The organism is Streptomyces sp. NPDC030995 (assembly GCF_055571215.1).
Genome location: NZ_JBVIFS010000013.1, coordinates 147,175 through 168,171, shown reverse-complemented (window position 1 = coordinate 168,171; position 20,997 = coordinate 147,175). Strand labels below are relative to the sequence as shown.

20 protein-coding genes are annotated in these 20,997 nt (G+C 71.0%); 10 read left to right on the top strand and 10 right to left on the bottom strand.

Features of this window, described 5'->3' with window-relative positions; genetic code table 11:
• Positions 1-287 precede the first annotated feature (287 nt).
• On the top strand, positions 288-1,163 hold the full coding sequence (locus ACZ45T_RS21130) for an HAD family hydrolase (RefSeq protein WP_468443443.1): 876 nt from the start codon (positions 288-290) through the stop codon (positions 1,161-1,163).
• A 381-nt stretch (positions 1,164-1,544) separates the two neighbouring features.
• Here the strand turns inward: ACZ45T_RS21130 and ACZ45T_RS21125 are convergent, their stop codons facing one another.
• Positions 1,545-2,366, bottom strand: a complete 822-nt coding sequence (locus ACZ45T_RS21125) for a Fic family protein (protein ID WP_468443439.1) — start codon at positions 2,364-2,366, stop codon at positions 1,545-1,547.
• 109 nt (positions 2,367-2,475) lie between these two features.
• Between ACZ45T_RS21125 and ACZ45T_RS21120 the strand changes: the two genes are divergently transcribed.
• Complete coding sequence (locus ACZ45T_RS21120; RefSeq protein ID WP_468443437.1) at positions 2,476-3,543, top strand: ATP-binding protein; 1,068 nt, start codon at positions 2,476-2,478, stop codon at positions 3,541-3,543.
• Here ACZ45T_RS21120 and ACZ45T_RS21115 read toward each other — a convergent pair.
• On the bottom strand, positions 3,497-4,804 hold the full coding sequence (locus ACZ45T_RS21115) for a polysaccharide deacetylase family protein (protein WP_468443435.1): 1,308 nt from the start codon (positions 4,802-4,804) through the stop codon (positions 3,497-3,499). The two genes, ACZ45T_RS21120 and ACZ45T_RS21115, sit on opposite strands and share 47 nt — an antisense overlap.
• Before the next feature lie 236 nt (positions 4,805-5,040).
• Here ACZ45T_RS21115 and ACZ45T_RS21110 point away from each other — a divergent pair, with 236 nt between their 5' ends.
• From ACZ45T_RS21110 to ACZ45T_RS21085, 6 genes are all read left to right on the top strand, one after another.
• Positions 5,041-7,464, top strand: a complete 2,424-nt coding sequence (locus ACZ45T_RS21110; protein ID WP_468443433.1) for a SulP family inorganic anion transporter — start codon at positions 5,041-5,043, stop codon at positions 7,462-7,464.
• A gap of 176 nt (positions 7,465-7,640) precedes the next feature.
• On the top strand, positions 7,641-9,641 hold the full coding sequence (acs, locus tag ACZ45T_RS21105) for an acetate--CoA ligase (RefSeq protein ID WP_468443431.1): 2,001 nt from the start codon (positions 7,641-7,643) through the stop codon (positions 9,639-9,641).
• A gap of 222 nt (positions 9,642-9,863) precedes the next feature.
• Entirely contained in the window at positions 9,864-11,297 is a 1,434-nt protein-coding gene (gene nhaA / locus ACZ45T_RS21100) for a Na+/H+ antiporter NhaA (RefSeq protein ID WP_468443429.1), read from the top strand.
• Between the two features lie 55 nt (positions 11,298-11,352).
• Positions 11,353-11,814, top strand: a complete 462-nt coding sequence (locus tag ACZ45T_RS21095; RefSeq protein ID WP_468443427.1) for a phage holin family protein — start codon at positions 11,353-11,355, stop codon at positions 11,812-11,814.
• A complete protein-coding gene (locus ACZ45T_RS21090) occupies positions 11,811-12,770 on the top strand; it encodes an alpha/beta fold hydrolase (protein ID WP_468443425.1) in 960 nt (319 codons plus the stop codon). The genes ACZ45T_RS21095 and ACZ45T_RS21090 overlap by 4 nt, the downstream gene beginning before the upstream one ends.
• Positions 12,771-12,944: 174 nt before the next feature.
• Positions 12,945-13,118 carry a hypothetical protein gene (locus ACZ45T_RS21085; protein ID WP_468443423.1) on the top strand — a complete coding sequence of 58 codons (174 nt, stop codon included), beginning with the start codon at positions 12,945-12,947 and terminating at the stop codon, positions 13,116-13,118.
• A 49-nt stretch (positions 13,119-13,167) separates the two neighbouring features.
• On the opposite strand, the gene ACZ45T_RS21080 is transcribed toward ACZ45T_RS21085, so the two are convergent.
• The 3 genes from ACZ45T_RS21080 to nth all read right to left on the bottom strand — a co-directional run bounded on the left by ACZ45T_RS21080 (position 13,168) and on the right by nth (position 16,087).
• A complete protein-coding gene (locus tag ACZ45T_RS21080) occupies positions 13,168-14,370 on the bottom strand; it encodes a MarP family serine protease (protein WP_468443421.1) in 1,203 nt (400 codons plus the stop codon).
• Between the two features lie 13 nt (positions 14,371-14,383).
• Positions 14,384-15,100: an NUDIX hydrolase gene (locus ACZ45T_RS21075; protein ID WP_468443419.1), complete on the bottom strand. Its 717-nt coding sequence runs from the start codon at positions 15,098-15,100 to the stop codon at positions 14,384-14,386.
• Positions 15,101-15,205: 105 nt separating this feature from the next.
• The gene (gene nth / locus ACZ45T_RS21070) at positions 15,206-16,087 is read right to left on the bottom strand and encodes an endonuclease III (protein ID WP_468443417.1); all 882 of its coding nucleotides are present in this window, start codon (positions 16,085-16,087) and stop codon (positions 15,206-15,208) included.
• A gap of 251 nt (positions 16,088-16,338) precedes the next feature.
• On the opposite strand from nth, the gene ACZ45T_RS21065 reads away from it, so the two are divergent.
• Positions 16,339-17,013 carry a Crp/Fnr family transcriptional regulator gene (locus ACZ45T_RS21065; protein ID WP_003981529.1) on the top strand — a complete coding sequence of 225 codons (675 nt, stop codon included), beginning with the start codon at positions 16,339-16,341 and terminating at the stop codon, positions 17,011-17,013.
• Positions 17,014-17,156: 143 nt separating this feature from the next.
• Positions 17,157-17,957, top strand: a complete 801-nt coding sequence (locus ACZ45T_RS21060) for a nucleotidyltransferase domain-containing protein (protein WP_468443415.1) — start codon at positions 17,157-17,159, stop codon at positions 17,955-17,957.
• A gap of 83 nt (positions 17,958-18,040) precedes the next feature.
• On the opposite strand, the gene ACZ45T_RS21055 is transcribed toward ACZ45T_RS21060, so the two are convergent.
• The 5 genes from ACZ45T_RS21055 to ACZ45T_RS21035 all read right to left on the bottom strand — a co-directional run bounded on the left by ACZ45T_RS21055 (position 18,041) and on the right by ACZ45T_RS21035 (position 20,933).
• Complete coding sequence (locus ACZ45T_RS21055; RefSeq protein WP_468443413.1) at positions 18,041-18,340, bottom strand: ribosomal protein L7/L12; 300 nt, start codon at positions 18,338-18,340, stop codon at positions 18,041-18,043.
• Positions 18,337-19,182 (bottom strand): MBL fold metallo-hydrolase, encoded by an 846-nt coding sequence (locus tag ACZ45T_RS21050; RefSeq protein ID WP_468443411.1) that lies wholly within the window; start codon positions 19,180-19,182, stop codon positions 18,337-18,339. The genes ACZ45T_RS21055 and ACZ45T_RS21050 overlap by 4 nt, the downstream gene beginning before the upstream one ends.
• On the bottom strand, positions 19,179-20,087 hold the full coding sequence (locus ACZ45T_RS21045) for an NUDIX hydrolase (RefSeq protein WP_468443409.1): 909 nt from the start codon (positions 20,085-20,087) through the stop codon (positions 19,179-19,181). The genes ACZ45T_RS21050 and ACZ45T_RS21045 overlap by 4 nt, the downstream gene beginning before the upstream one ends.
• Before the next feature lie 214 nt (positions 20,088-20,301).
• Positions 20,302-20,775 carry a RidA family protein gene (locus ACZ45T_RS21040; RefSeq protein ID WP_468443407.1) on the bottom strand — a complete coding sequence of 158 codons (474 nt, stop codon included), beginning with the start codon at positions 20,773-20,775 and terminating at the stop codon, positions 20,302-20,304.
• Entirely contained in the window at positions 20,772-20,933 is a 162-nt protein-coding gene (locus ACZ45T_RS21035; protein WP_007264966.1) for a DUF4177 domain-containing protein, read from the bottom strand. Before ACZ45T_RS21035 ends, ACZ45T_RS21040 begins: the two co-directional genes overlap by 4 nt.
• Positions 20,934-20,997: the final 64 nt, after the last annotated feature.

The following is a 20,997-nucleotide window of genomic DNA, read 5'->3' as shown; positions in this document are numbered from 1 at the left end:
GAACCACTACGCACCGTCACGAGTCTGATGTGGTGAGGGCCTTCGCCGCGTCGGCCCGCACAAGAGGAAGGGCCAAAGGGATGGTCACTTGGAGCCGAAGGCAGGGACGCGAACCGCGTCCGGACATGCGACGACCCCCGCCGGGGGGGAGAGCGGGGGTCGTCCCCACGGTCCGACTCGGGGGGGGAGGAGCCAGACCGGGTTAGCACGGTCGCGAACGATCCGTGACTTCCATGGTGTACCCGAGAGCCTTCTCAGGCAAACCCACGCGCCACACCTTACGCCGAATGGTGGGCGCATATGCTCGGGGCGTGGAAAATCAGCCCTTGCCGCACTCCTCGCCTCGCACCGCAGCCTTCTTCGACCTGGACAAGACGGTCATTGCGAAGTCGAGCACCTTGACGTTCAGCAAGTCCTTCTACCAAGGCGGCCTGATCAACCGGCGAGCCGTGTTGCGCACCGCGTACACGCAGTTCATCTTCCTGGCCGGCGGCGCCGACCACGATCAGATGGAACGCATGCGGGAGTACCTGTCCGCCCTCTGCAAGGGGTGGAACGTGCAGCAGGTGCGGGAGATCGTCGCGGAAACCCTGCACGACCTCATCGACCCGATCATCTACGACGAGGCCGCGTCCCTGATCGAGGCCCATCACACGGCGGGCCGCGACGTGGTCATCGTGTCGACCTCCGGCGCGGAAGTGGTCGAGCCGATCGGGGAGATGCTCGGTGCGGACCGGGTCGTCGCCACGCGCATGGTCGTGGGCGAGGACGGGTGCTTCACCGGCGAGATCGAGTACTACGCCTACGGACCCACCAAGGCGGAAGCCGTGCGCGAGCTCGCGGAGTCCGAGGGGTACGACCTCGCCCGCTGCTACGCCTACAGCGACTCGGCCACCGACGTCCCGATGCTGGAGGCGGTCGGACACCCGCACGCCGTCAACCCGGACCGGGCACTGCGGCGCGAAGCGGTGGCGCGCGAATGGCCGGTACTGGTCTTCAACCGGCCGGTACGGCTGAAGCAGCGGCTGCCCGGGCTGTCGATGCCGGCGCGTCCGGCGCTGGTCGCCGCGGCGGCCGTCGGTGCGGCTGCCGCCACCGCCGGCCTGGTCTGGTACGCGAGCCGGCGCAGGGCCAATGCGCTGGCCGCCGCCGCGTCCGCCTGAATGTCCTGACCTGCGGAGATATGGCCTGTCCGGTTCGCCCGGACTCGCACCGGAAAGTAAAAAGTGGAGCCAGGGGTTTCCCTTGGCTCCGAAGCGGAGTACAAATAAAGCAACGGCCCGCGAGACCAAAGAACATCCGAGAGGATCATCTTTAAAACGCAGTAAGGCCCACGGACCGAAGCATGAACGCCGAGCACCCACGCGACGTCGACCCGTCGATTACGGGCCAGCCGCACCAGGTAACGGGCAAAGTCCCCGACCTGATGGGCAACTATCGAGGACGCTTGGTAACTGGGCGTAAATGCCAGCGGCGACACCAAAGCAGTACGGTGTCGCCGCAACCCATGTCCGGGCACAAACGGACGGAAACGTACGAGAACCTCAGGCCGCGCCGCGCTGCAGGGCTTCGCAGACCGCCGTCGACTCACGGACGCCGAGCTCGATCGCGCGCCCGCAGTGGGCGATCCAGGCACCCATCCCCTCCGGAGTGCCGGAGACATAGCCCTCGAAGGCGGCCAGGTACGCCTCGCGCCCCTGCTCCGCGTGGCCGACCTCCGCCGGGCAGATCGCCTTCGGGTCCAGTCCGCTGTTGATCAGGACGATGCGCTCGGCCGCCCGCGCGACCAGCCCGTTGTACGAGGCGAACGGGCGCAGGGCCAGCAGCTCGCCGTGCACCACCGCCCCCGTGATCAGCGCCGGGGCGGAACCGCCCGCGATGATCAGGCGCGACAGGCCGTCCAGCCGGCCCGCGACCTCCTCCGCGCTGGGCAGCGGAAGCTCCACCAGGGGCTCGACCACCGGCTCGCCCGCCAGTCGGGGGCGGCCCACCACGTCCCCCTCCGCCGTCGACCCCGACGCCACGAGGTGCAGCCGCGCCAGCACTCGTAGCGGCGACTGGCGCCAGATGCTCAGCAGCTGCCCGGCCTCCGCCGTGAGCCGCAGCGCGGCGCCCACCGTCAGGGCCTCCGGCTCCGACCCGAAGTCGGTCCGGCGGCGCACCTCTTCCAGCGCCCAGTCCGCACCGGACAGCGCCGCGCTCCCGCGGGCACCGCGCAGGGCGGCCTCCGAGGTGATCTCGCCGCTGCGGCGGCGCATCACCCGGTGTCCGTAGACCCGGTCCACGGCCTTGCGTACGGAATCCACGGACTCGGCGACACCCGGCAGCCCGGCCAGTGCGGCCAACGGGTCAGAAGCGCTACTCATAAGTAGGGAGCCTACGCACTGCGCACCCATAGCACCGACCCCTCCTTGGAGTGGTCTTCTTCACTCACCTTGACAACACCCTGCTACCGACCCGCTACGCTTGGTGAACATGAAGATCGCTTTCGTGGGAAAGGGCGGCAGCGGCAAGACCACGCTGTCCTCCCTCTTCATCCGCCACCTCGCCGCCAATGAGGCCCCCGTCGTCGCGGTGGACGCCGACATCAACCAGCACCTGGGCGCCGCGCTCGGACTCGGCGAGGACGAGGCCGCCGAACTGCCCGCCCTGGGCGCGCACCTGCCCCTGATCAAGGAGTACCTGCGGGGCTCCAACCCGCGCATCGCGTCCGCCGACACGATGATCAAGACCACCCCGCCCGGCCGCGGATCGCGCCTGCTGCGGGTCACCGAGGACAACCCGGTGTACGAGGCCTGCGCGCGCACGCTGCTGCTCGACGGGGAGCCCGTACGGCTCATGGCCACCGGGCCGTTCACCGAGGCCGACCTGGGCGTGGCCTGCTACCACTCCAAGGTCGGAGCGGTCGAGCTCTGCCTCAACCACCTGGTCGACGGCCAAGACGAGTACGTCGTCGTCGACATGACGGCCGGCTCCGACTCCTTCGCCTCGGGCATGTTCACCCGCTTCGACGTGACCTTCCTGGTCGCCGAACCGACCCGCAAGGGCGTCTCCGTCTACCGCCAGTACAAGGAGTACGCGCGGGACTTCGGGGTCGCGCTCAAGGTCATCGGCAACAAGGTGCAGGGGCCCGAGGACATCGAGTTCCTCCAGGACGAGGTGGGCGAGGACCTGCTGGTCACCGTCGGACACTCCGACTGGGTACGGGCGATGGAAAAGGGCCGCCCGGCCCCGTTCGAGCTGCTGGAGGCGACCAACCGGCTCGCCCTCCAGGGGCTCCAGGACGCCGCCGACGACTCCTACGCGCACCGCGACTGGGTCCGGTACACCGAGCAGATGGTGCGGTTCCACCTCAAGAACGCGGAGAGCTGGGGCAACGCCAAGACCGGGGTCGACCTGGCGGACCAGGTCGACCCCGATTTCATCCTGCGCGAGGATGCCGAAGTCGCCGAAGGGACCGAGGGGATGGAAGGTACGGAGGGGATGGAGGCGGTCGTCAGCCCTCGTCCGCACCTTCAGCAGCCGGCTCCGCAGCCGGCTTGACGCCCGCGGGGGCGGCCGGCGACGCCGGCGGCCCCGCGGTCAGGAACTTCGTCCAGCCCTCCTTCGGCGTCTCGCCGACGTCGAGGCTGCGCATCCACTCCAGGGCCTTCGGGTCCTGGGCGTCCAGCCAGTCCACCAGCTCCCGGAACGGCACGCAGCGGACCTCCTTCTGGGTGCACATGCCCTTGATCGACTCTTCGACGGCACGCATGTAGGTGCCGCCGTTCCAGGACTCGAAGTGGTTGCCGATGATCAGCGGTGCGCGGTTGCCCTGGTAGACGCGGTCGAAGGCCTGCCGCAGGCCGTCGCGCATCTGGTCGCCCCAGTACTTGTGCTGCGAGGGGTCGCCCTGGGAGGTCGTCCCGGACTGGTTGACCATGTAGTTGTAGTCCATGCTCAGGGTGTCGAACGCGCGCCCCGGCATGGGCACCAGCTGGAGCGGCAGATCCCAGAGACCGTCCGTCTTCTTGGGCCAGATCTGCTTGCTGATACCGCTGGAGTCGTAGCGGAAACCCATGTCCTTCGCGGCCAGCATGAAGTTCTTCTGGCCTTCGAGGCAGGGGGTGCGGGCGCCGATGAGCTCCTTGTCGTAGTCGAAGGGGAGCGCCTCCATGCTCTTCAGGCCCGCATTGGTCTTCCAGTTCTTGACGAAGGACTTGGCCTGGTTGATCTCGCTCTTCCACTCGTCCACGGACCAGGTGCCGACGCCGCCGTCGGGTCCGCAGAAGTGGCCGTTGAAGTGGGTGCCGACCTCGTTGCCCTCCAGCCAGGCCGCGCGGACCTGGGTGGCGGTGTCCTTGATGCCCTGGAGGTCGCCGAAGCCGATTTCGGAGCGGCCGGGCGAGTGCTGCGGCGCGGTGTAGAGGGAGCTCTTCTCCTCCGGGAGCATGTAGACGCCGCTGAGGAAGTACGTCATGCGGGCGTTGTACTTCTTGCCGACCTCGCGGAAGTGCGAGAAGAGCTTCTGGCTGTCCTCTCCCGCCCCGTCCCACGAGAACACCACGAACTGCGGCGGCTTTTCGCCGGGCTTCAGCTTCTGCGCCTTCTGTACGTTCGGCTGCGGGCCGGTGTACGCGGTCGAGCCGTCACCGATGAGCCGGTTGACGCTGCCAGGAGCCTCCGGAGCGGCGGCGCCCTTCCTCGCGTTCGGGGCCCCGGGAGCCGGGGACTTGGCGGGTTCCGAAGCGCTGCACCCGGCGGCTCCCAGGATCAGCGCCGTGGCGACCAGGCCGCCGGCGATCTTCTTCGTGGCGGCGATCATCCGCCCCACCTCTCCCTCGCAGTTCCATCGCAGGACTTCCGCGCCGCAACGTCCCACGCGGTCCGCTTTGAGGAAGGTATGACAAGCCGGACAAAGTGCTTAATCACTCTTGCGCGTTAATTTGTAGGCCATTTGCCCGCATTATTCACCGCTTGCCTTTACTCTCCATTACCATCCATTTACTGAGTGTTGAGACTCCCGCCGCTTCATCCCTCCCCCAGAGGAGACGGGAACCTATGACAGACACCTCCCACAGGCGCACGACCGAGAAGCTCCGCAAGGACCTCCCCGCGGACCTCTCCGCTTCCATCGCCGTCTTCCTGATCGCCCTGCCACTCTCCCTCGGCATCGCCCTGGCCACCGGCGCCCCCCTCCAGGCGGGTCTGGTCGCCGCGGCGGTCGGCGGGATCGTCGCCGGGCGGCTCGGCGGCGCCCCGCTCCAGGTGAGCGGGCCCGCCGCCGGACTCACCGTGGTCACCGCCGAGTTGATCCAGCACTACGGATGGCGCACCACGTGCGCCATCACCGTGTTCGCCGGTCTCTGCCAGCTCGGCCTCGCCGTGCTGCGCACCGCCCGGTCGGCGCTCATGGTCAGCCCGGCCATCGTGCACGGCATGCTCGCGGGCATCGGCGTGACCATCGCGCTGGCTCAGCTCCACATCGTGCTCGGCGGCACACCGCAGAGCTCCGCCGTGGCCAACGTCCTGGGCCTGCCCGCCCAGTTGGCCGACCTGCACCCGGCCGCACTCGGCGTCAGCGCGCTGACCCTGCTCGTCCTCCTCGGCTGGCCGCGCCTGCCCGGACGGGCGGGCCTCGCCCTGCGCAAGGTGCCTGCGGCGCTCGCCGCCGTCGGCACCGCCACCGTCTTCGCCTCGCTGGCCGGACTCACACTGCCCCGGGTGGACCTGCCGTCCTGGCGCAGCCATGCCCTGCCCGAACTGCCCGAGGGGCCGGTCCTCGGCCTCATCGCCGCCGTACTGACCATCACCCTGGTCGGGAGCGTGGAGTCCCTGCTCTCCGCGGTCGCGACCGACAAGCTGATCGCCTCCGAGCGGCGCACCGGGAACCGTCCGCCGCGGGCCGACCTCAACCGCGAACTGCGGGGGCAGGGCGCCGCGAACATCGTCTCCGGGGCGCTGGGCGGACTGCCCATCACGGGTGTGGCCGTCCGCAGCGTGGCCAACGTCAAGTCCGGTGCGGCCAGCAGGAAATCGGCCATTCTGCACGGGCTCTGGGTCCTGCTCGCCGCCGGACTGCTCGTCCCGGTCCTCGACCTGATCCCACTGGCCGCGCTGGCCGCCCTGGTCATGGCGGTGGGCGTGCAGATGGTCAGCATCACGCACCTGCGCAGTGTCACCCGGCACCGGGAGATCCTGGTCTACGCCACGACCATCCTCGCCGTGGTGCTCGGCGGGGTCCTGGAGGGCGTGGCGATCGGCATCGCGGTGGCCGTCGCGCTGGCCCTGCACCGGCTCGCCCGGACCCGGATCACCGTGGAGCGACTGGACAGCGGGGTCCACCGGGTGCAGGCGCGCGGGCAGTTGACCTTCCTCGCCGTGCCGCGGCTGAGCCGGGTGCTGAACCAGATTCCGCACGACGGGCACGCGGTGGTCGAGCTGGACGGCTCGTTCATGGACCACGCGGCCTACGAGACCCTGCAGGACTGGCGCGATTCCCACCTGGCGCACGGGGGTTCGCTGGCGGTCACCGGCCGCTCCGGGTCCGCGGTCCGGCTCTCCGAGGACGAGCCGGCCGACGGGGCGCACCCCGCCGACCAGCCCGCCGACCGCCCGGCCGACCACCCCACCGACCGGCCCCGGCGCGGGACCCAGCGCGGGGTGCACCAGTGCTGCCGGCCCTGGACCCCGTGGCAGAACCACTGCGACCACCGCCCCACGAGCACCCGTACGACCACTGCCGCGGCCATGGCGGCAGCCACGGCCATGGACGCCGGCGCGGTGGAGGCCCCCACGGTCACGCCCCGACGGCGGGGCGCCGGCCAACTGGCCAATGGGATCAGCGCCTTCCAGCGCGATACCGCACCCCACGTACGGGACGAGCTGGCCCGGCTGGCCCGCGAGGGGCAGCGGCCCTCCCAGCTCTTCCTCACCTGCGCGGACTCCCGCCTGGTGACCAGCATGATCACGGCCAGTGGCCCGGGCGACCTGTTCACGGTCCGCAATGTCGGCAATCTGGTCCCGCTGCCCGGAGCGGAGTCCACGGACGACTCCGTCGCGGCGGCCATCGAGTACGCCGTGGACGTGCTGAAGGTGGACAGCATCACGGTGTGCGGGCACTCGGGCTGCGGGGCCATGCAGGCCCTGCTCAGCTCCGCGCCCGGGGTCCCGATGACCCCGCTGCGCCGCTGGCTGCGGCACGGGCTGCCCAGCCTTGAGCGGATGGCCAGCCGCCACCACGCCTGGGCCCGGATCTCGGGGCGGCTCCCGGCGGACGCGGTGGAGCAGCTGTGCCTGACCAATGTGGTGCAGCAGCTGGAGCACCTGCGGGCCCACGAGTCGGTGGCCCGGCGGCTCGCCGAGGGCACCCTGGAGCTGCACGGGATGTACTTCCACGTGGGCGAGGCGCAGGCGTATCTCCTGTCCGAGGGCGAGGACTTCTTCGACTGCCGGGTTTTCGACACCGTCGGCCAGAACGCCTGAAGTGCGGCGCGCATGAACCGCTAGCCTCCCGTATCCGTGCAATCGTGTGGCCTCTTCCCGCCCCCCTGCAGCGGGAAGGGGCCCTCGCACGCCGTTCCCGGGTGGCCCGCATCGTGATATAGGTCTAAACCAATTCTCGGCTACCCCTTGTCACCCGGGCCGCCGACTGATGAGCTATGCCCGGGGACACAACGGACACCCTGGGATTGGGAGATGTCGTGAGCAATGAAAGCCTGGCCAATCTGCTCAAGGAGGAGCGGCGGTTCGAACCGCCTGCCGATCTGGCCGCCGCCGCCAACGTGACACAGGCTGCGTACGCACAGGCCGACGCGGACCGGCTGGGCTTCTGGGCCGAGCAGGCCCGGCGGCTGACCTGGGTCACCGAGCCGACGGAGACGCTCGACTGGACGAACCCGCCCTTCGCGAAGTGGTTCGCGGACGGCAAGCTGAACGTCGCCTACAACTGCGTGGACCGCCACGTCGAGGCCGGCAACGGCGACCGCGTCGCCATCCACTTCGAGGGCGAGCCCGGCGACAGCCGCGCGATCACCTACGCCGAACTCAAGGACGAGGTCTCCAAGGCCGCCAACGCCCTGACCGAGCTGGGCGTCCAGGCCGGCGACCGCGTCGCCGTCTACCTGCCGATGATCCCCGAGGCGGTCGTCGCGATGCTCGCGTGCGCCCGCGTCGGCGCCGCGCACTCCGTGGTCTTCGGCGGCTTCTCCGCCGACGCCGTCGCCTCCCGCATCCAGGACGCCGACGCCAAGCTGGTCATCACCGCCGACGGCGGCTACCGCCGCGGCAAGCCGACCGCCCTGAAGCCCGCCATCGACGAGGCCGTCGCCAAGTGTCCGCAGGTCGAGCACGTGCTCGTCGTGCAGCGCACCGGCCAGGACACCGCCTTCACCGAGGGCCGCGACGTCTGGTGGCACGAGGTCGTCGGCCGCCAGTCCGCCGAGCACACCCCGCAGGCCTTCGACGCCGAGCACCCGCTCTTCATCCTCTACACCTCGGGGACGACGGGTAAGCCCAAGGGCATCCTGCACACCTCGGGCGGCTACCTCACGCAGGCCGCGTACACCCACCACGCGGTCTTCGACCTGAAGCCGGAGACCGACGTCTACTGGTGCACCGCCGACATCGGCTGGGTGACCGGGCACTCGTACATCGTCTACGGGCCGCTCGCGAACGGCGCCACCCAGGTGATGTACGAGGGCACGCCGGACACCCCGCACCAGGGCCGGTTCTGGGAGATCGTGCAGAAGTACGGCGTCACCATCCTCTACACGGCGCCCACGGCCATCCGGACGTTCATGAAGTGGGGCGATGACATCCCCGCGAAGTTCGACCTGTCGAGCCTGCGCGTGCTGGGCTCGGTCGGCGAGCCGATCAACCCCGAGGCCTGGATCTGGTACCGCAAGCACATCGGCGGCGACCGCTGCCCGATCGTGGACACCTGGTGGCAGACCGAGACCGGCGCGATGATGATCTCCCCGCTGCCGGGTGTCACGTCCACCAAGCCGGGCTCCGCCCAGCGCGCCCTGCCCGGTATCTCCGCCACCGTCGTCGACGACGAGGCGAACGAGGTCCCGAACGGCGGAGGCGGCTACCTGGTCCTCACCGAGCCGTGGCCGTCGATGCTGCGCACCATCTGGGGCGACGACCAGCGGTTCATCGACACCTACTGGTCGCGCTTCGAGGGCAAGTACTTCGCGGGCGACGGCGCCAAGAAGGACGACGACGGCGACATCTGGCTGCTCGGCCGGGTGGACGACGTGATGCTGGTCTCCGGCCACAACATCTCGACCACCGAGGTCGAGTCGGCGCTCGTCTCGCACCCGTCGGTCGCCGAGGCGGCCGTGGTCGGAGCGGCCGACGAGACCACCGGCCAGGCCATCGTGGCCTTCGTCATCCTGCGGGGCAGCGCCTCCGAGACCGAGAGCCTGGTCGCGGACCTGCGCAACCACGTGGGCGCCACACTGGGCCCGATCGCCAAGCCGAAGCGGATCCTGCCGGTCCAGGAGCTCCCGAAGACCCGTTCGGGCAAGATCATGCGCCGCCTGCTGCGCGACGTGGCGGAGAACCGCGCGGTCGGTGACGTCACCACGCTGGCCGACTCCTCGGTCATGGACCTGATCCAGAGCAAGCTTCCGGCCGCCGCCGGCAGCGAGGACTGATCACGGGCTGAGCAAGGACCGGGCGAGACACCCCCGGAAGGGGCATCCGGCGCGCCGTGCCGGGTGCCCCTTTCGCACATAAAGTGACGATCACCGGATACGTCCTCGCGTGCACCCTGTAAAATATTGAAAGCGTTAATAAAGACCACAGGGTGCGCCGGGAAGTCTGGTCGGCAACGAGCTTCGCCATGCCGTCCATCCGACCCCCGGAGGTGTCCCCTCGTGGCCGCGCCCAGCCCCACCGACCACCAGAGCCGCAAGTTCCTCGGACGGCTCTCGCTGCCCGAGCGCCGCTTCGTCGCCGATGCCCTGCGTGCCGAGACGGTCGGCGGTGTGCTGCTGCTCGTGGCCGCGATCGCCGCCCTGTTGTGGGCGAACATCCCCGGCGTCTCGGGCAGCTTCGACAGCGTCCGGTCCTTCCACATCGGCCCCGCCTCCCTCGGCCTGGACCTCTCGCTCCAGCACTGGGCGGCCGACGGGCTCCTCGCCGTCTTCTTCTTCGTCGCGGGCATCGAGCTCAAGCGCGAGCTCGTCGCGGGCGATCTGCGCGACGCCAAGGCGGCCGCCCTCCCGGTGATCGCCGCCGTGTGCGGCATGGCCGTACCCGCGCTGGTCTACGTACTGGTCAACACCTTCGGCGACGGCTCGATGGCCGGCTGGGCGGTTCCGACCGCCACCGACATCGCCTTCGCGCTGGCCGTCCTCGCCGTCATCGGCACCTCCCTGCCGTCGGCCCTGCGCGCCTTCCTGCTGACCCTCGCGGTGGTCGACGACCTCTTCGCCATCATGATCATCGCGGTGTTCTTCACCAGCGAGATCAACTTCCTGGCGCTCGGCGGCGCGGTCGTGGGCCTGGTCCTCTTCTGGTTCCTGCTCCGCCGGGGCGTCCGCGGCTGGTACGTCTACCTTCCGCTCGCCCTGGCCATCTGGGGCCTGATGTACAACAGCGGCGTCCACGCCACCATCGCCGGTGTCGCCATGGGCCTGATGCTGCGCTGTACCCGCAGGGACGGCGAGCAGCACTCTCCCGGCGAGCGCATCGAGCACCTGGTCCGTCCCGTCTCGGCCGGTCTCGCCGTGCCCCTCTTCGCACTGTTCTCCGCCGGGGTCTCGCTCTCCGACGAGTCCATCAGGCAGGTCTTCACCCGGCCCGAGACGCTCGGTGTGGTCCTCGGCCTGGTCGTCGGCAAGACGGTGGGCATCTTCGGCGGCACCTGGCTGGCCGCCCGCTTCACCAAGGCGGAACTGAACGAGGACCTCGCCTGGCCGGACGTGCTCGCCGTGGCCTCGCTCGCCGGCATCGGCTTCACCGTCTCCCTGCTGATCGGCGAACTCGCCTTCACCGGCGACGCGGTCCTCACCGACGAGGTCAAGGCCGCCGTCCTGATCGGCTCACTCATCGCGGCCGTGATCGCGAGCGTCATGCTCAAGCTCCGCAACCGCAAGTACCGGGCGCTCACCGACGCGGAGGAGCGCGACGAGGACCGCGACGGCATCCCGGACATCTACGAGGAGCACAACCCGGAGTACCACCTGCGGATGGCGAAGATCTACGAGGACAGGGCCGCGGAACACCGCCGCAAGGCCGAGAACACGGGAGCGACGGCCCTCGAAAACACGGCCGGGTCCAACGCCCGGGGCGACCGTCCGGCATGATCTGACTGAGGACGCAGGACAGCCGCCCGGCAGCAGACGACAAAGGGAGAGAGCGATGAGCGCAGTGGACGACGACGCGGCGCGGGGAGCCGAGCGCACGCTCGGCCAACTGGTCGCCTCGGCCACCGCCGAGATGTCCGCCCTGGTGCACGACGAGATCGCCCTCGCCAAGGCGGAGATCCGCCAGGACGTCAAGCGCGTGGGCAGTGGTACCGCCTCCATCGCGGCCGCGGTCGCGCTCGCGCTCTTCTCCCTCCCGGCGCTGACCATCGCCGCGGCCTACGGGATCCACAACCTCGGGCTCGGGCTCGCGTGGTCCTTCCTGATCGTCGGCGGCTCGTTCCTGCTGATCGCGGGCCTGCTGGTGCTGATCGCCGTACGGAAGTTCAAGAAGGTCAAGCCGCCGGAGAAGTCCATCGCCTCCGTCAAGCAGACCGCCGCGCTGGTCGGGACCGTCAAGCCGCACCAGCGGCCGGTGAGTGACAAGGCTGTGGGTGTGGCACGCTCGTCCTCATGACAGCGCCCACGCCGGAACCCAGCATTCCCCCCACAGCTGCCACGGCGGTACGGCTCGACCTCCCCGGCGGGCAAGCGGTCACGCACCGGGATGTCGCCGCCAATGGCGCCCGCTTCCACGTCGCCGAGCTCGGTGACGGGCCGCTGGTGCTGCTGCTCCACGGCTTCCCGCAGTTCTGGTGGACCTGGCGGCACCAGCTGGTCGCGCTCGCCGACGCCGGATACCGGGCGGTCGCGATGGACCTGCGCGGGGTGGGCGGCAGCGACCGCACCCCGCGCGGCTACGACCCGGCCAATCTGGCGCTCGACATCACCGGGGTCGTACGGTCCCTCGGCGAGCCGGACGCCGCCCTGGTCGGGCACGACCTGGGCGGGTACCTCGCCTGGACGGCGGCGGTGATGCGGCCCAAGCTGGTGCGCCGGCTCGTCGTCTCGTCCATGCCGCACCCGCGCCGCTGGCGCTCGGCGATGCTGTCGGACTTCGGACAGACACGGGCGAGTTCACACATCTGGGGCTTCCAGCGGCCGTTCGTGCCCGAGCGTCAGCTCGTCGCCGACGGCGGGGCGCTCGTAGGGGACCTGATCCGGGACTGGTCCGGGCCGCGGCTGCCCGAGGAAGAGGATCTCGCCGTCTACCGGCGGGCCATGTGCATCCCGTCCACCGCGCACTGCTCGATCGAGCCGTACCGCTGGATGATGCGTTCGATGGCGCGGCCCGACGGGCTCCAGTTCAACCGGCGGATGAAGCGCCCGGTGCGGGTGCCCACGCTGCATCTGCACGGCTCGCTCGACCCGGTGATGCGGACGCGGAGTGCGGCCGGATCCGGTGAGTACGTCGAAGCCCCGTACCGGTGGCGGCTGTTCGACGGCCTCGGGCACTTCCCGCACGAGGAGGACCCCGTCGCCTTCTCGACGGAGCTGGTGAACTGGCTGAAGGATCCGGAGCCGGACCGCTGACCGGACCGGCAACCGGGCTGCTGACCGGGCCGCCGACCGGCCGGTGACCAGACCCTGAACGGCGGGCAGTTCGCTCATCCGATCGCCTTACGAGCATTCAATTGCCCGGCGCATAGGCCAATTGGCCGCCGCTGACGGGGTTACCGACCTTGGGGCACGGGCAGAGCTCGGAGTATGAGCTGGACGCACGACCACGGTGACACCGCGCACGAACGCCGCTCGGCAGCCATGCCGGGCCCCCACGAGAGGGCCGGCCGGCACGGCCACGACCTCCGCCTCGGGATTCCGCGCATCCTGCGCCGCCGCGCCCGCTGGGTCTCGGCGCGCCTGCGCCATCCACGGACGTAGAGACCAGGCGGGAGCCGCCGCCCCCCGGCGGCGCCCCCGGCGGCGGCCCTCAGAGCGCGCAGCCCTGGCTCTCGACCCGTCGTTCGGCGACCTTGCCGATCCGGATGTCCTCGCGGATCTCGTCCACCGTCAGCGCGTAACCGGTGTTCGGGTCGTCGAGGGACTTCGCGAAGACGACCCCGTACACCTTGCCGTCGGGCGTCAGCAGCGGGCCGCCGGAGTTGCCCTGACGGACCGTCGCGAAGAGCGAGTAGACGTCGCGCCGGACGGTACCGCGGTGGTAGATGTCCGGGCCGTTGGCGTTGATCCGCCCGCGGACACGGGCCGAGCGGACGTCGTACGCGCCGTTCTCCGGGAAGCCGGCGACGATCGCGTCGCTGCCGCTCACCGCGTCCTTGTCGGTGAACTCCAGCGGCGGGGCCTTCAGCTTGGGCACGTCCAGGACCGCGATGTCGCGCTCCCAGTCGTAGAGCACGACCTTGCCGTCGTACAGCTTGCCCTCGCCGCCGATCTGTACGGTCGGCTCGCCGACCCCGCCGACGACGTGCGCGTTCGTCATCACCTTGCCCGGCGCGAAGACGAAGCCGGTGCCCTCCAGCACCTTGCTGCAGCTGGGAGCGGTGCCGACGACCTTCACGATCGAGCGCTTGGCCACATCGGCGACGGGGCTGGCGGCGAGGTCCGGGTCCGGTGCCTGCACCTCGGTGATGGGCTCGTTCGAGAACGGGGTGAACACCTGCGGGAAGCCGTTGCGCGCGAGGGTGGAGCTGAAGTCGGAGAACCAGGTGTTCGCCTGGTCGGGCAGCACCCGGGACACGCCGAGGAGCACCTTGGAATTGCGGACCTCCTTGCCCAGCGTGGGCAGCGAGGTCCCGGCGAGCGCCGAACCGATCAGCCAGGCCACCAGCAGCATCGCGACCACGTTGACCAGGGCCCCGCCGGTCGCGTCGAGGGCGCGCGCCGGTGACCAGGTGATCTGGCGGCGGACCCGGTTCCCCAAGTGGGTGGTCAGGGCCTGGCCGATCGAGGCGCAGACGATGATCACGACGACGGCGACGACCACGACCGTGGTGGACACCTGGGTGCCGTTGTCCGTCACCCGGTCCCAGATCAGCGGGAGCAGGGACACGGCGACGAGGCCACCGCCGAGGAATCCGATCACCGACAGGATGCCGACGACGAACCCCTGGCGGTAGCCGACGATCGCGAACCACACGGCGGCGAGCAACAACAGGATGTCCAGCACGTTCACGTGGGTCACCGTCTCATGCGCGCCAGTCGAGCGGGACCTGCCGCGAGCGGTCCCAGGGGCGCTCCCAGCCCGCGAAGTGCAGGATCCGGTCGATCACTCCGGCGGTGAAACCCCAGACCAGAGCCGATTCGACGGTGAATCCCGGCCCTTGGTGGCCGCCCGGGTGGACGGCCATGACCCGGTGCTCGGGGTCCGTGAGATCGGCCACGGGAACCGTGAAGACGCGGGCCGTCTCGGCCGGGTCCACGGCGCCGACCGGGCTGGGGGTGCGCCACCAGCCGAGGACCGGGGTCACGACGAACTCGCTGACCGGGATGTACAGCCGTGGCAGCACCCCGAAGAGCTGGACACCGGAGGGGTCGAGTCCGGTCTCCTCCTCGGCCTCGCGCAGGGCGGCGCGCAGCGGGCCGGTGGTGTGCGGATCGCCGTCCTCCGGGTCGAGGGCGCCGCCGGGGAAGGAGGGCTGGCCCGCGTGCGAGCGGAGGGTGCCGGCGCGCTCCATGAGCAGCAGCTCGGGGCCGCGGGGGCCCTCGCCGAACAGGACGAGCACGGCCGACTGCCGCCCGCGGCCGTCCTCGGGCGGCAGGAACCGGCTCAGCTGCTGCGGCTCGACCGTCTGCGCGGCCGCGACGACGGGGTCCAGCCACGCGGGCAGCCCGTCGGTGGTGACGGCGATCTCGCCGGCCTCCTGGGCTCCCGTGGTCGTCTCGTCCCGCGTACCGCGCGTCATAGGCACCCCTGTCCGTGTTCTCCCACACCGCCAACGCGGTCCGGGTACCGATTCGTTCCTACGGCTGCGGCGCCGCTGCCGGGGCTCCGCCCCGGACCCCGCGCCTCAATCGCCGGCGAGGGTTGATCTGGCCGGGGCCGGGAGGCCCGGGTAGTCCGGGGGCGGGGTCAGGCGCTGGCCCGGCTGGCCGCCCTTCTCGTACTTGAGGAGCTTCCGCGCCTTCTCCGGGTCCGTCTCGCCCTCCCCGTACGCCGGGCAGAGCGGGGCGATCGGGCAGGCCCCGCAGGCGGGCCTGCGGGCGTGGCAGATCCGCCGGCCGTGGAAGACGACCCGGTGCGAGAGCATCGTCCACTCGCTCTTCGGGAAGATCGCGCAGATCTCCGCCTCGACCTTCTCCGGGTCCTCCTGCTCGGTCCACTTCCAGCGGCGCACCAGCCGGCCGAAGTGGGTGTCCACCGTGATCCCCGGGACACCGAACGCATTGCCGAGGACCACGTTCGCGGTCTTGCGGCCCACCCCGGGCAGGGTCACCAGGTCCTCGATCCGGCCCGGCACCTCCCCGCCGAAGTTGTCCCGCAGGGCTTGGGAGAGGCCGAGCAGGGACCTGGACTTGGCCCGGAAGAACCCGGTCGGCCGGATGAGCTCCTCCAGATCCTCGGGGGCGGCCGCGGCCATGTCCTCGGGGGTCGGGTAGGCGGCGAAGAGGGCCGGTGTCGTCTGGTTCACCCGCAGGTCGGTGGTCTGCGCGGACAGCACCGTCGCGACGAGCAGCTCGAAGGGATTGCGGAAATCGAGCTCCGGATGGGCGTACGGATAGATCTCGGCCAGCTCGCGGTTGATGCGGCGCGCCCTGCGCACCATGGCCAGGCGGGATTCGGCCCGCTGCGGCGGTCCGGGCTGCGCCGTCTTCGGTTTCTTGGCCGAAACTTTGCCCTGAGGGGTGGCCGCGACCTCCGCGGACGCCTTCAATGGGGCTTGTTCGCCCACGGCTGAATTGTGGGCGTCCGTCACTCCTGCGGACCCCTTGGCCTGTGCTCTCACCGGCTTATTGGACACCCAGCCAGCCTAAGGCCGACCGCTGACACCCGTCCGGACCTCAGGTAACACCACCCCGATTGGCTTCTCGCCGCACAGCACGCCCGTCCGTCCGGCATCCTTGTGATTGATCGCACTGTTTGAGCCGTCCGGCAAAATGGGGAGCACGGTCCCCTGAGCTGGTCGACATAGGAGAGAGACTCGTGGACGACGTTCTGCGGCGCGCCCCGCTCTTCGCGGCGCTCGATGACGAGCAGGCCGCGGAGCTCCGCGCCTCCATGGGCGAGGTGACCCTCGCACGCGGTGACGCCCTGTTCCACGAGGGCGACCCCGGCGACCGGCTGTATGTCGTGACCGAGGGCAAGGTGAAGCTGCACCGCACCTCCCCCGACGGCCGCGAGAACATGCTGGCCGTCCTCGGCCCCGGCGAGCTGATCGGCGAGCTGTCGCTCTTCGACCCGGGCCCGCGCACCGCCACCGCCACCGCGCTGACCGAGGTCAAGCTGCTCGGCCTCGGGCACGGCGACCTCCAGCCCTGGCTCAACGCCCGGCCCGAGGTCGCGACCGCGCTGCTGCGCGCCGTCGCCCGGCGCCTGCGCAAGACCAACGACCAGATGTCCGACCTGGTCTTCTCCGACGTTCCCGGCCGTGTGGCGCGGGCGCTCCTCGACCTGTCGCGCCGGTTCGGCGTGCAGTCGGAGGAGGGCATCCACGTGGTGCACGACCTCACGCAGGAGGAGCTCGCGCAGCTCGTCGGCGCCTCGCGCGAGACCGTGAACAAGGCCCTGGCCGACTTCGCGGGCCGCGGCTGGCTCCGCCTGGAGGCCCGCGCCGTGATCCTGCTGGACGTGGAGCGCCTCGCGAAGCGGTCCCGCTGACGCCCGTCCCAGCCGTTCGAGGGGTCCCGCCCGGTGGGGTGGGGCCCCTTTCGGCGTATCCGGGTGCGGCGCCGTTGCGGGGTGGCTGCCCCGCACCCCCGCGCCTCGAACGCCCACGAGGCCGAGCGCTGCACAGTGGATGCATGGAGCACAGAGGTCTGGACGCGCACGGATACATCGAGCGGGAGGGGTCCCTCGGCCTGGTCCAGAGCGAGTTCAGGGCCGTCGTCGCGGCCGCGCGGGAGCAGATCGCGCAGGCGTACGGGCGCCGGCTGCACAGCGCCTACCTGTACGGGTCCGTGCCGCGCGGAACGGCCCGGCCCGGGCGGTCCGACCTCGACCTGCTGCTCGCCCTGCACCACGAGCCCACCGAGGAGGACCGGGACACCGCCGAGGTGCTGGCGCGCGGGCTCGACGAGGAGTTCCCGGAGGTCGACGGGGTCGCCATCCTGCTTTACGGCAAGGACACCCTGCTGAGCGAGCCCGAGCGGTACGACCTCGGCTGGTTCCTCGCCTGCCTGTGCACCCCGCTGCTGGGCGCGGACCTGGCCGAGCACCTGCCGCGGTACCGCCCGGACGCCGTGCTCGCGCGGGAGACCAACGGCGGCCTGGCCGACGTACTGCCCCGGTGGCGCACGCGGGTACGGGAGGCGTCGACACCGGAGGAGTACCGGAAGCTGAGCCGCGGCTTCGCGCGGCACCTGGTACGCACCGGGTTCACGCTGGTCATGCCGAGGTGGGGCGGCTGGACCAGCGATCTCGCCGAGTCCGCGGAGATCTTCGGCATGTACTACCCGCAGCGCGCGGCCCAGATGGCGGCCGCGGCCTCCGTGGCGCTGGATCCGGTCACGGACCCGGCCGTGCTGCGCACGTACGTCGAGGACCTCGGACCGTGGCTCGCGGACGAGTACACGGCCAGGCACGGCACGAAGACGCCCCGATAGGCCCGCCAGGCCCGCGCCGGCTCAGACCCTGCCCAGTGCCTGCTCGCGGCTGCCCGGGGCCCTCCAAGGGCTTGCTACGGCTGCTACGGCTGCTGGGCGAGCTCGAGGGCCTCCACGGCCAGCTTGGCCTCCGCCAGGCCCGCACCGGTGATGCGGCGGTACTCCTTGATCGCCGAGATCTTCCGGTCGGCCTTGAGCAGGGCGCGTACCTCGTCCATCCCGGCGGGCTCCGGCTCCTCGATGCCGAAGTGGTCCAGCACCAGGGCCAGGCGGCGCTCCGTCCGGTCCGCCTTCTGCTGGAGGCTCTGCACCCGGAGGGTCACCGTAGAGGTGATCCATCCGGCCGTGGCAACCAGCATGACCAGCAGAAACACGGTGTTCATTCGGGCCCTCCAGGGATCAGTCCGTGATCTTGAAGGTACTCCAGCTGCGCCCGGACGGACCATTCCGCGGCCAGCCACAGGGAGCGGTCCACGTCCGCGTAGACCTGGGCGACGACCGCCTCGGGGGTCACGAAGCCGTTCTCGACGGCGGTCTCGACCTGCGCGAGCCGGTGCGCACGGTGGGCCAGGTAGAACTCGACGGCACCCTGGGCGTCCTCCAGGACCGGGCCGTGGCCCGGCAGGACGGTGTGCACCCCGTCGTCCACGGTGAGCGAGCGCAGGCGGCGCAGGGAGTCCAGGTAGTCCCCGAGGCGGCCGTCGGGGTGGGCGACGACGGTGGTGCCACGGCCGAGGATGGTGTCGCCGGTGAGCACGGCCCGGTCGGCGGGCAGGTGGAAGCAGAGCGAGTCGCTGGTGTGGCCGGGGGTGGGCACCACGCGCAGCTCCAGCCCGCCGGTCCGGATCACGTCCCCGGCGGCCAGCCCCTCGTCCCCGAGGCGCAGTGCCGGGTCCAGGGCGCGCACGTGGGTGCCGGTGAGCTCGGCGAAGCGGCCCGCGCCCTCGGCGTGGTCGGGGTGGCCGTGGGTGAGCAGGGTGAGGGCGATCCGCTTGCCGGCCCGTTCGGCGGTGGCGATGACCGCCCGCAGGTGTGCGTCGTCCAGCGGTCCGGGGTCGATCACGACGGCGAGGTCGGAGTCGGGCTCGGAGATCAGCCAGGTGTTGGTGCCGTCCAGGGTCATCGCGGAGGCGTTGGGAGCCAGGATGTTCACCGCGCGGGCGGTCGCGGGCCCGGAGGTGACGACTCCGCGGGGCTGTCCGGGAAGTGCGGCGGCGTCGGTCATGCGGGGCCTCCGGGGCGCCCGAGCCGGACGCGCTTGGTGAACTCGTCGTGGCCCGGCCAGCTGAGCACCAGCTGGCCGTCCTCCAGCGCGGCCTGGGCCAGGACCGGGGTGAGGTCCTGGGCGGCGGCCGCGGTGAGCGCGTCGGCGGCGCTCCCGTACGGCTCCAGGGAGCGCAGGGTGGAGATGGTGGGCGGCATCATCAGCAGCTCGCCCTTGTCATAGCCGGCGGCCGCGTCGGCCGGGCGGATCCAGACGGTCCGGTCGGCCTCGGTGGAGGCGTTGCGGGTGCGCTGACCCTCGGGGAGGGCGGCGACGAAGAACCAGGTGTCGTAGCGCCGCGGCTCGAACTCGGGGGTGATCCAGCGCGCCCACGCCCCCAGCAGATCGGAGCGCAGCCGCAGGCCGCGGCGGTCGAGGAACTCGGCGAAGGACAGCTCCCGCGCCACGAGGGACTCCCGGTCGGCCTCCCAGTCGTCGCCGGTGGTGTCGCCCACGACCGTGTCCGGGGTCGGCCCGGCGAGCAGCACGCCCGCCTCCTCGAAGGTCTCCCGTACGGCGCCGCAGACGATGGCCTGGGCGGTACGGGTGTCCGTGCCGAGGCGATCGGCCCAGTCCTGCCGCGTCGGCCCGGCCCAGCCGACCTGGTGCTCCTCGTCGCGCGGGTCGACCCCGCCGCCCGGATAGGCGTAGGCGCCCCCGGCGAAGGCCATGGAGGCCCGTCTGCGCAGCATGTGCACGGCGGGGCCTTCGGGGGTGTCGCGCAGGAGCATGACGGTGGCGGCGCGCCTCGGTTCCACCGGGGTGAGCGAGCCGTCCGCGAGCGCGCGGATGCGGTCGGGCCACTCCGGCGGGTACCACTGGCCTCCGGCGGGAGGCTGCTGCTGACCGTGCTGACCATTCGGCATGGCCGGATGCTACGGCCATCCGGCCCGATGTTCGAGTGTCTCCCGGTGCCGTGGGCGGCGCGGGCGGGGCTGGACTTGGCCGATGCCGTCCGCCCGGCAAGGCTGGATGCCCGGAGGGCAATTCCAGCCTCGCCGGCGTTTGAGGCGCGGGGGTTCGGGGGCAGGGCCCCCGACCACGGCGCCGGCCCGACCAGCGGAACCCGCCCCGGAGGGGTCAGGCTCCGGGGACCAGCTCGACCTGGAACTCGACCTCGACCGGCGCGTCCAGCGGCAGGACCGCCACGCCGACCGCGCTGCGGGCGTGGACGCCCTTGTCGCCGAGGACGGCGCCCAGGAGCTCACTCGCACCGTTCAGCACGCCCGGCTGGGCCGTGAAGTCCGGGGCCGAGGCGATGAAGCCGACGACCTTGACGACACGCGCGATCTTGTCGAGGTCACCGATGACCGACTTGACGGCGGCCAGGGCGTTCAGCGCGCACGTGGCGGCCAGCTCCTTGGCCTGCTCCGGCGAGACCTCGGCGCCGACCTTGCCGGTGACCGGCAGGTTGCCCTTGATCATCGGGAGCTGGCCCGCGGTGTACACGTACGAGCCCGAGCGCACGGCCGGCTGGTACGTGGCCAGCGGCGGGACCACCTCGGGCAGGGTCAGGCCGAGTTCGGCCAGCTTCGCCTCGACGACGCCGCTCATGCCTTCTCCCGCTTGAGGTAGGCCACGAGCTGCTCGGGGTTGTTCGGGCCGGGCACGACCTGGACGAGCTCCCAGCCGTCCTCGCCCCAGGTGTCCAGGATCTGCTTGGTGGCGTGTACCAGCAGCGGAACCGTCGCGTATTCGAACTTCTTGGTCATGGGAGCGAGGGTAGTGCCTGTGGTGCGGGGCTCATGCGCGCCCCGGAAGTCGAGTGGTTAGGCT

Bases quoted from the DNA above. Each gene is read 5' to 3' on its own strand.
- ACZ45T_RS21130 (WP_468443443.1), top strand. From the start codon at position 288: ATGGTGGGCGCATATGCTCGGGGCGTGGAAAATCAGCCCTTGCCGCAC.
- ACZ45T_RS21125 (WP_468443439.1), bottom strand. From the start codon at position 2,366: ATGAGTAGCGCTTCTGACCCGTTGGCCGCACTGGCCGGGCTGCCGGGT.
- ACZ45T_RS21120 (WP_468443437.1), top strand. From the start codon at position 2,476: ATGAAGATCGCTTTCGTGGGAAAGGGCGGCAGCGGCAAGACCACGCTG.
- ACZ45T_RS21115 (WP_468443435.1), bottom strand. From the start codon at position 4,804: ATGATCGCCGCCACGAAGAAGATCGCCGGCGGCCTGGTCGCCACGGCG.
- ACZ45T_RS21110 (WP_468443433.1), top strand. From the start codon at position 5,041: ATGACAGACACCTCCCACAGGCGCACGACCGAGAAGCTCCGCAAGGAC.
- acs (WP_468443431.1), top strand. From the start codon at position 7,641: ATGCCCGGGGACACAACGGACACCCTGGGATTGGGAGATGTCGTGAGC.
- ACZ45T_RS21095 (WP_468443427.1), top strand. From the start codon at position 11,353: ATGAGCGCAGTGGACGACGACGCGGCGCGGGGAGCCGAGCGCACGCTC.
- ACZ45T_RS21090 (WP_468443425.1), top strand. From the start codon at position 11,811: ATGACAGCGCCCACGCCGGAACCCAGCATTCCCCCCACAGCTGCCACG.
- ACZ45T_RS21085 (WP_468443423.1), top strand. From the start codon at position 12,945: ATGAGCTGGACGCACGACCACGGTGACACCGCGCACGAACGCCGCTCG.
- ACZ45T_RS21075 (WP_468443419.1), bottom strand. From the start codon at position 15,100: ATGACGCGCGGTACGCGGGACGAGACGACCACGGGAGCCCAGGAGGCC.
- ACZ45T_RS21060 (WP_468443415.1), top strand. From the start codon at position 17,157: ATGGAGCACAGAGGTCTGGACGCGCACGGATACATCGAGCGGGAGGGG.
- ACZ45T_RS21055 (WP_468443413.1), bottom strand. From the start codon at position 18,340: ATGAACACCGTGTTTCTGCTGGTCATGCTGGTTGCCACGGCCGGATGG.
- ACZ45T_RS21050 (WP_468443411.1), bottom strand. From the start codon at position 19,182: ATGACCGACGCCGCCGCACTTCCCGGACAGCCCCGCGGAGTCGTCACC.
- ACZ45T_RS21045 (WP_468443409.1), bottom strand. From the start codon at position 20,087: ATGCCGAATGGTCAGCACGGTCAGCAGCAGCCTCCCGCCGGAGGCCAG.
- ACZ45T_RS21040 (WP_468443407.1), bottom strand. From the start codon at position 20,775: ATGAGCGGCGTCGTCGAGGCGAAGCTGGCCGAACTCGGCCTGACCCTG.
- ACZ45T_RS21035 (WP_007264966.1), bottom strand. From the start codon at position 20,933: ATGACCAAGAAGTTCGAATACGCGACGGTTCCGCTGCTGGTACACGCC.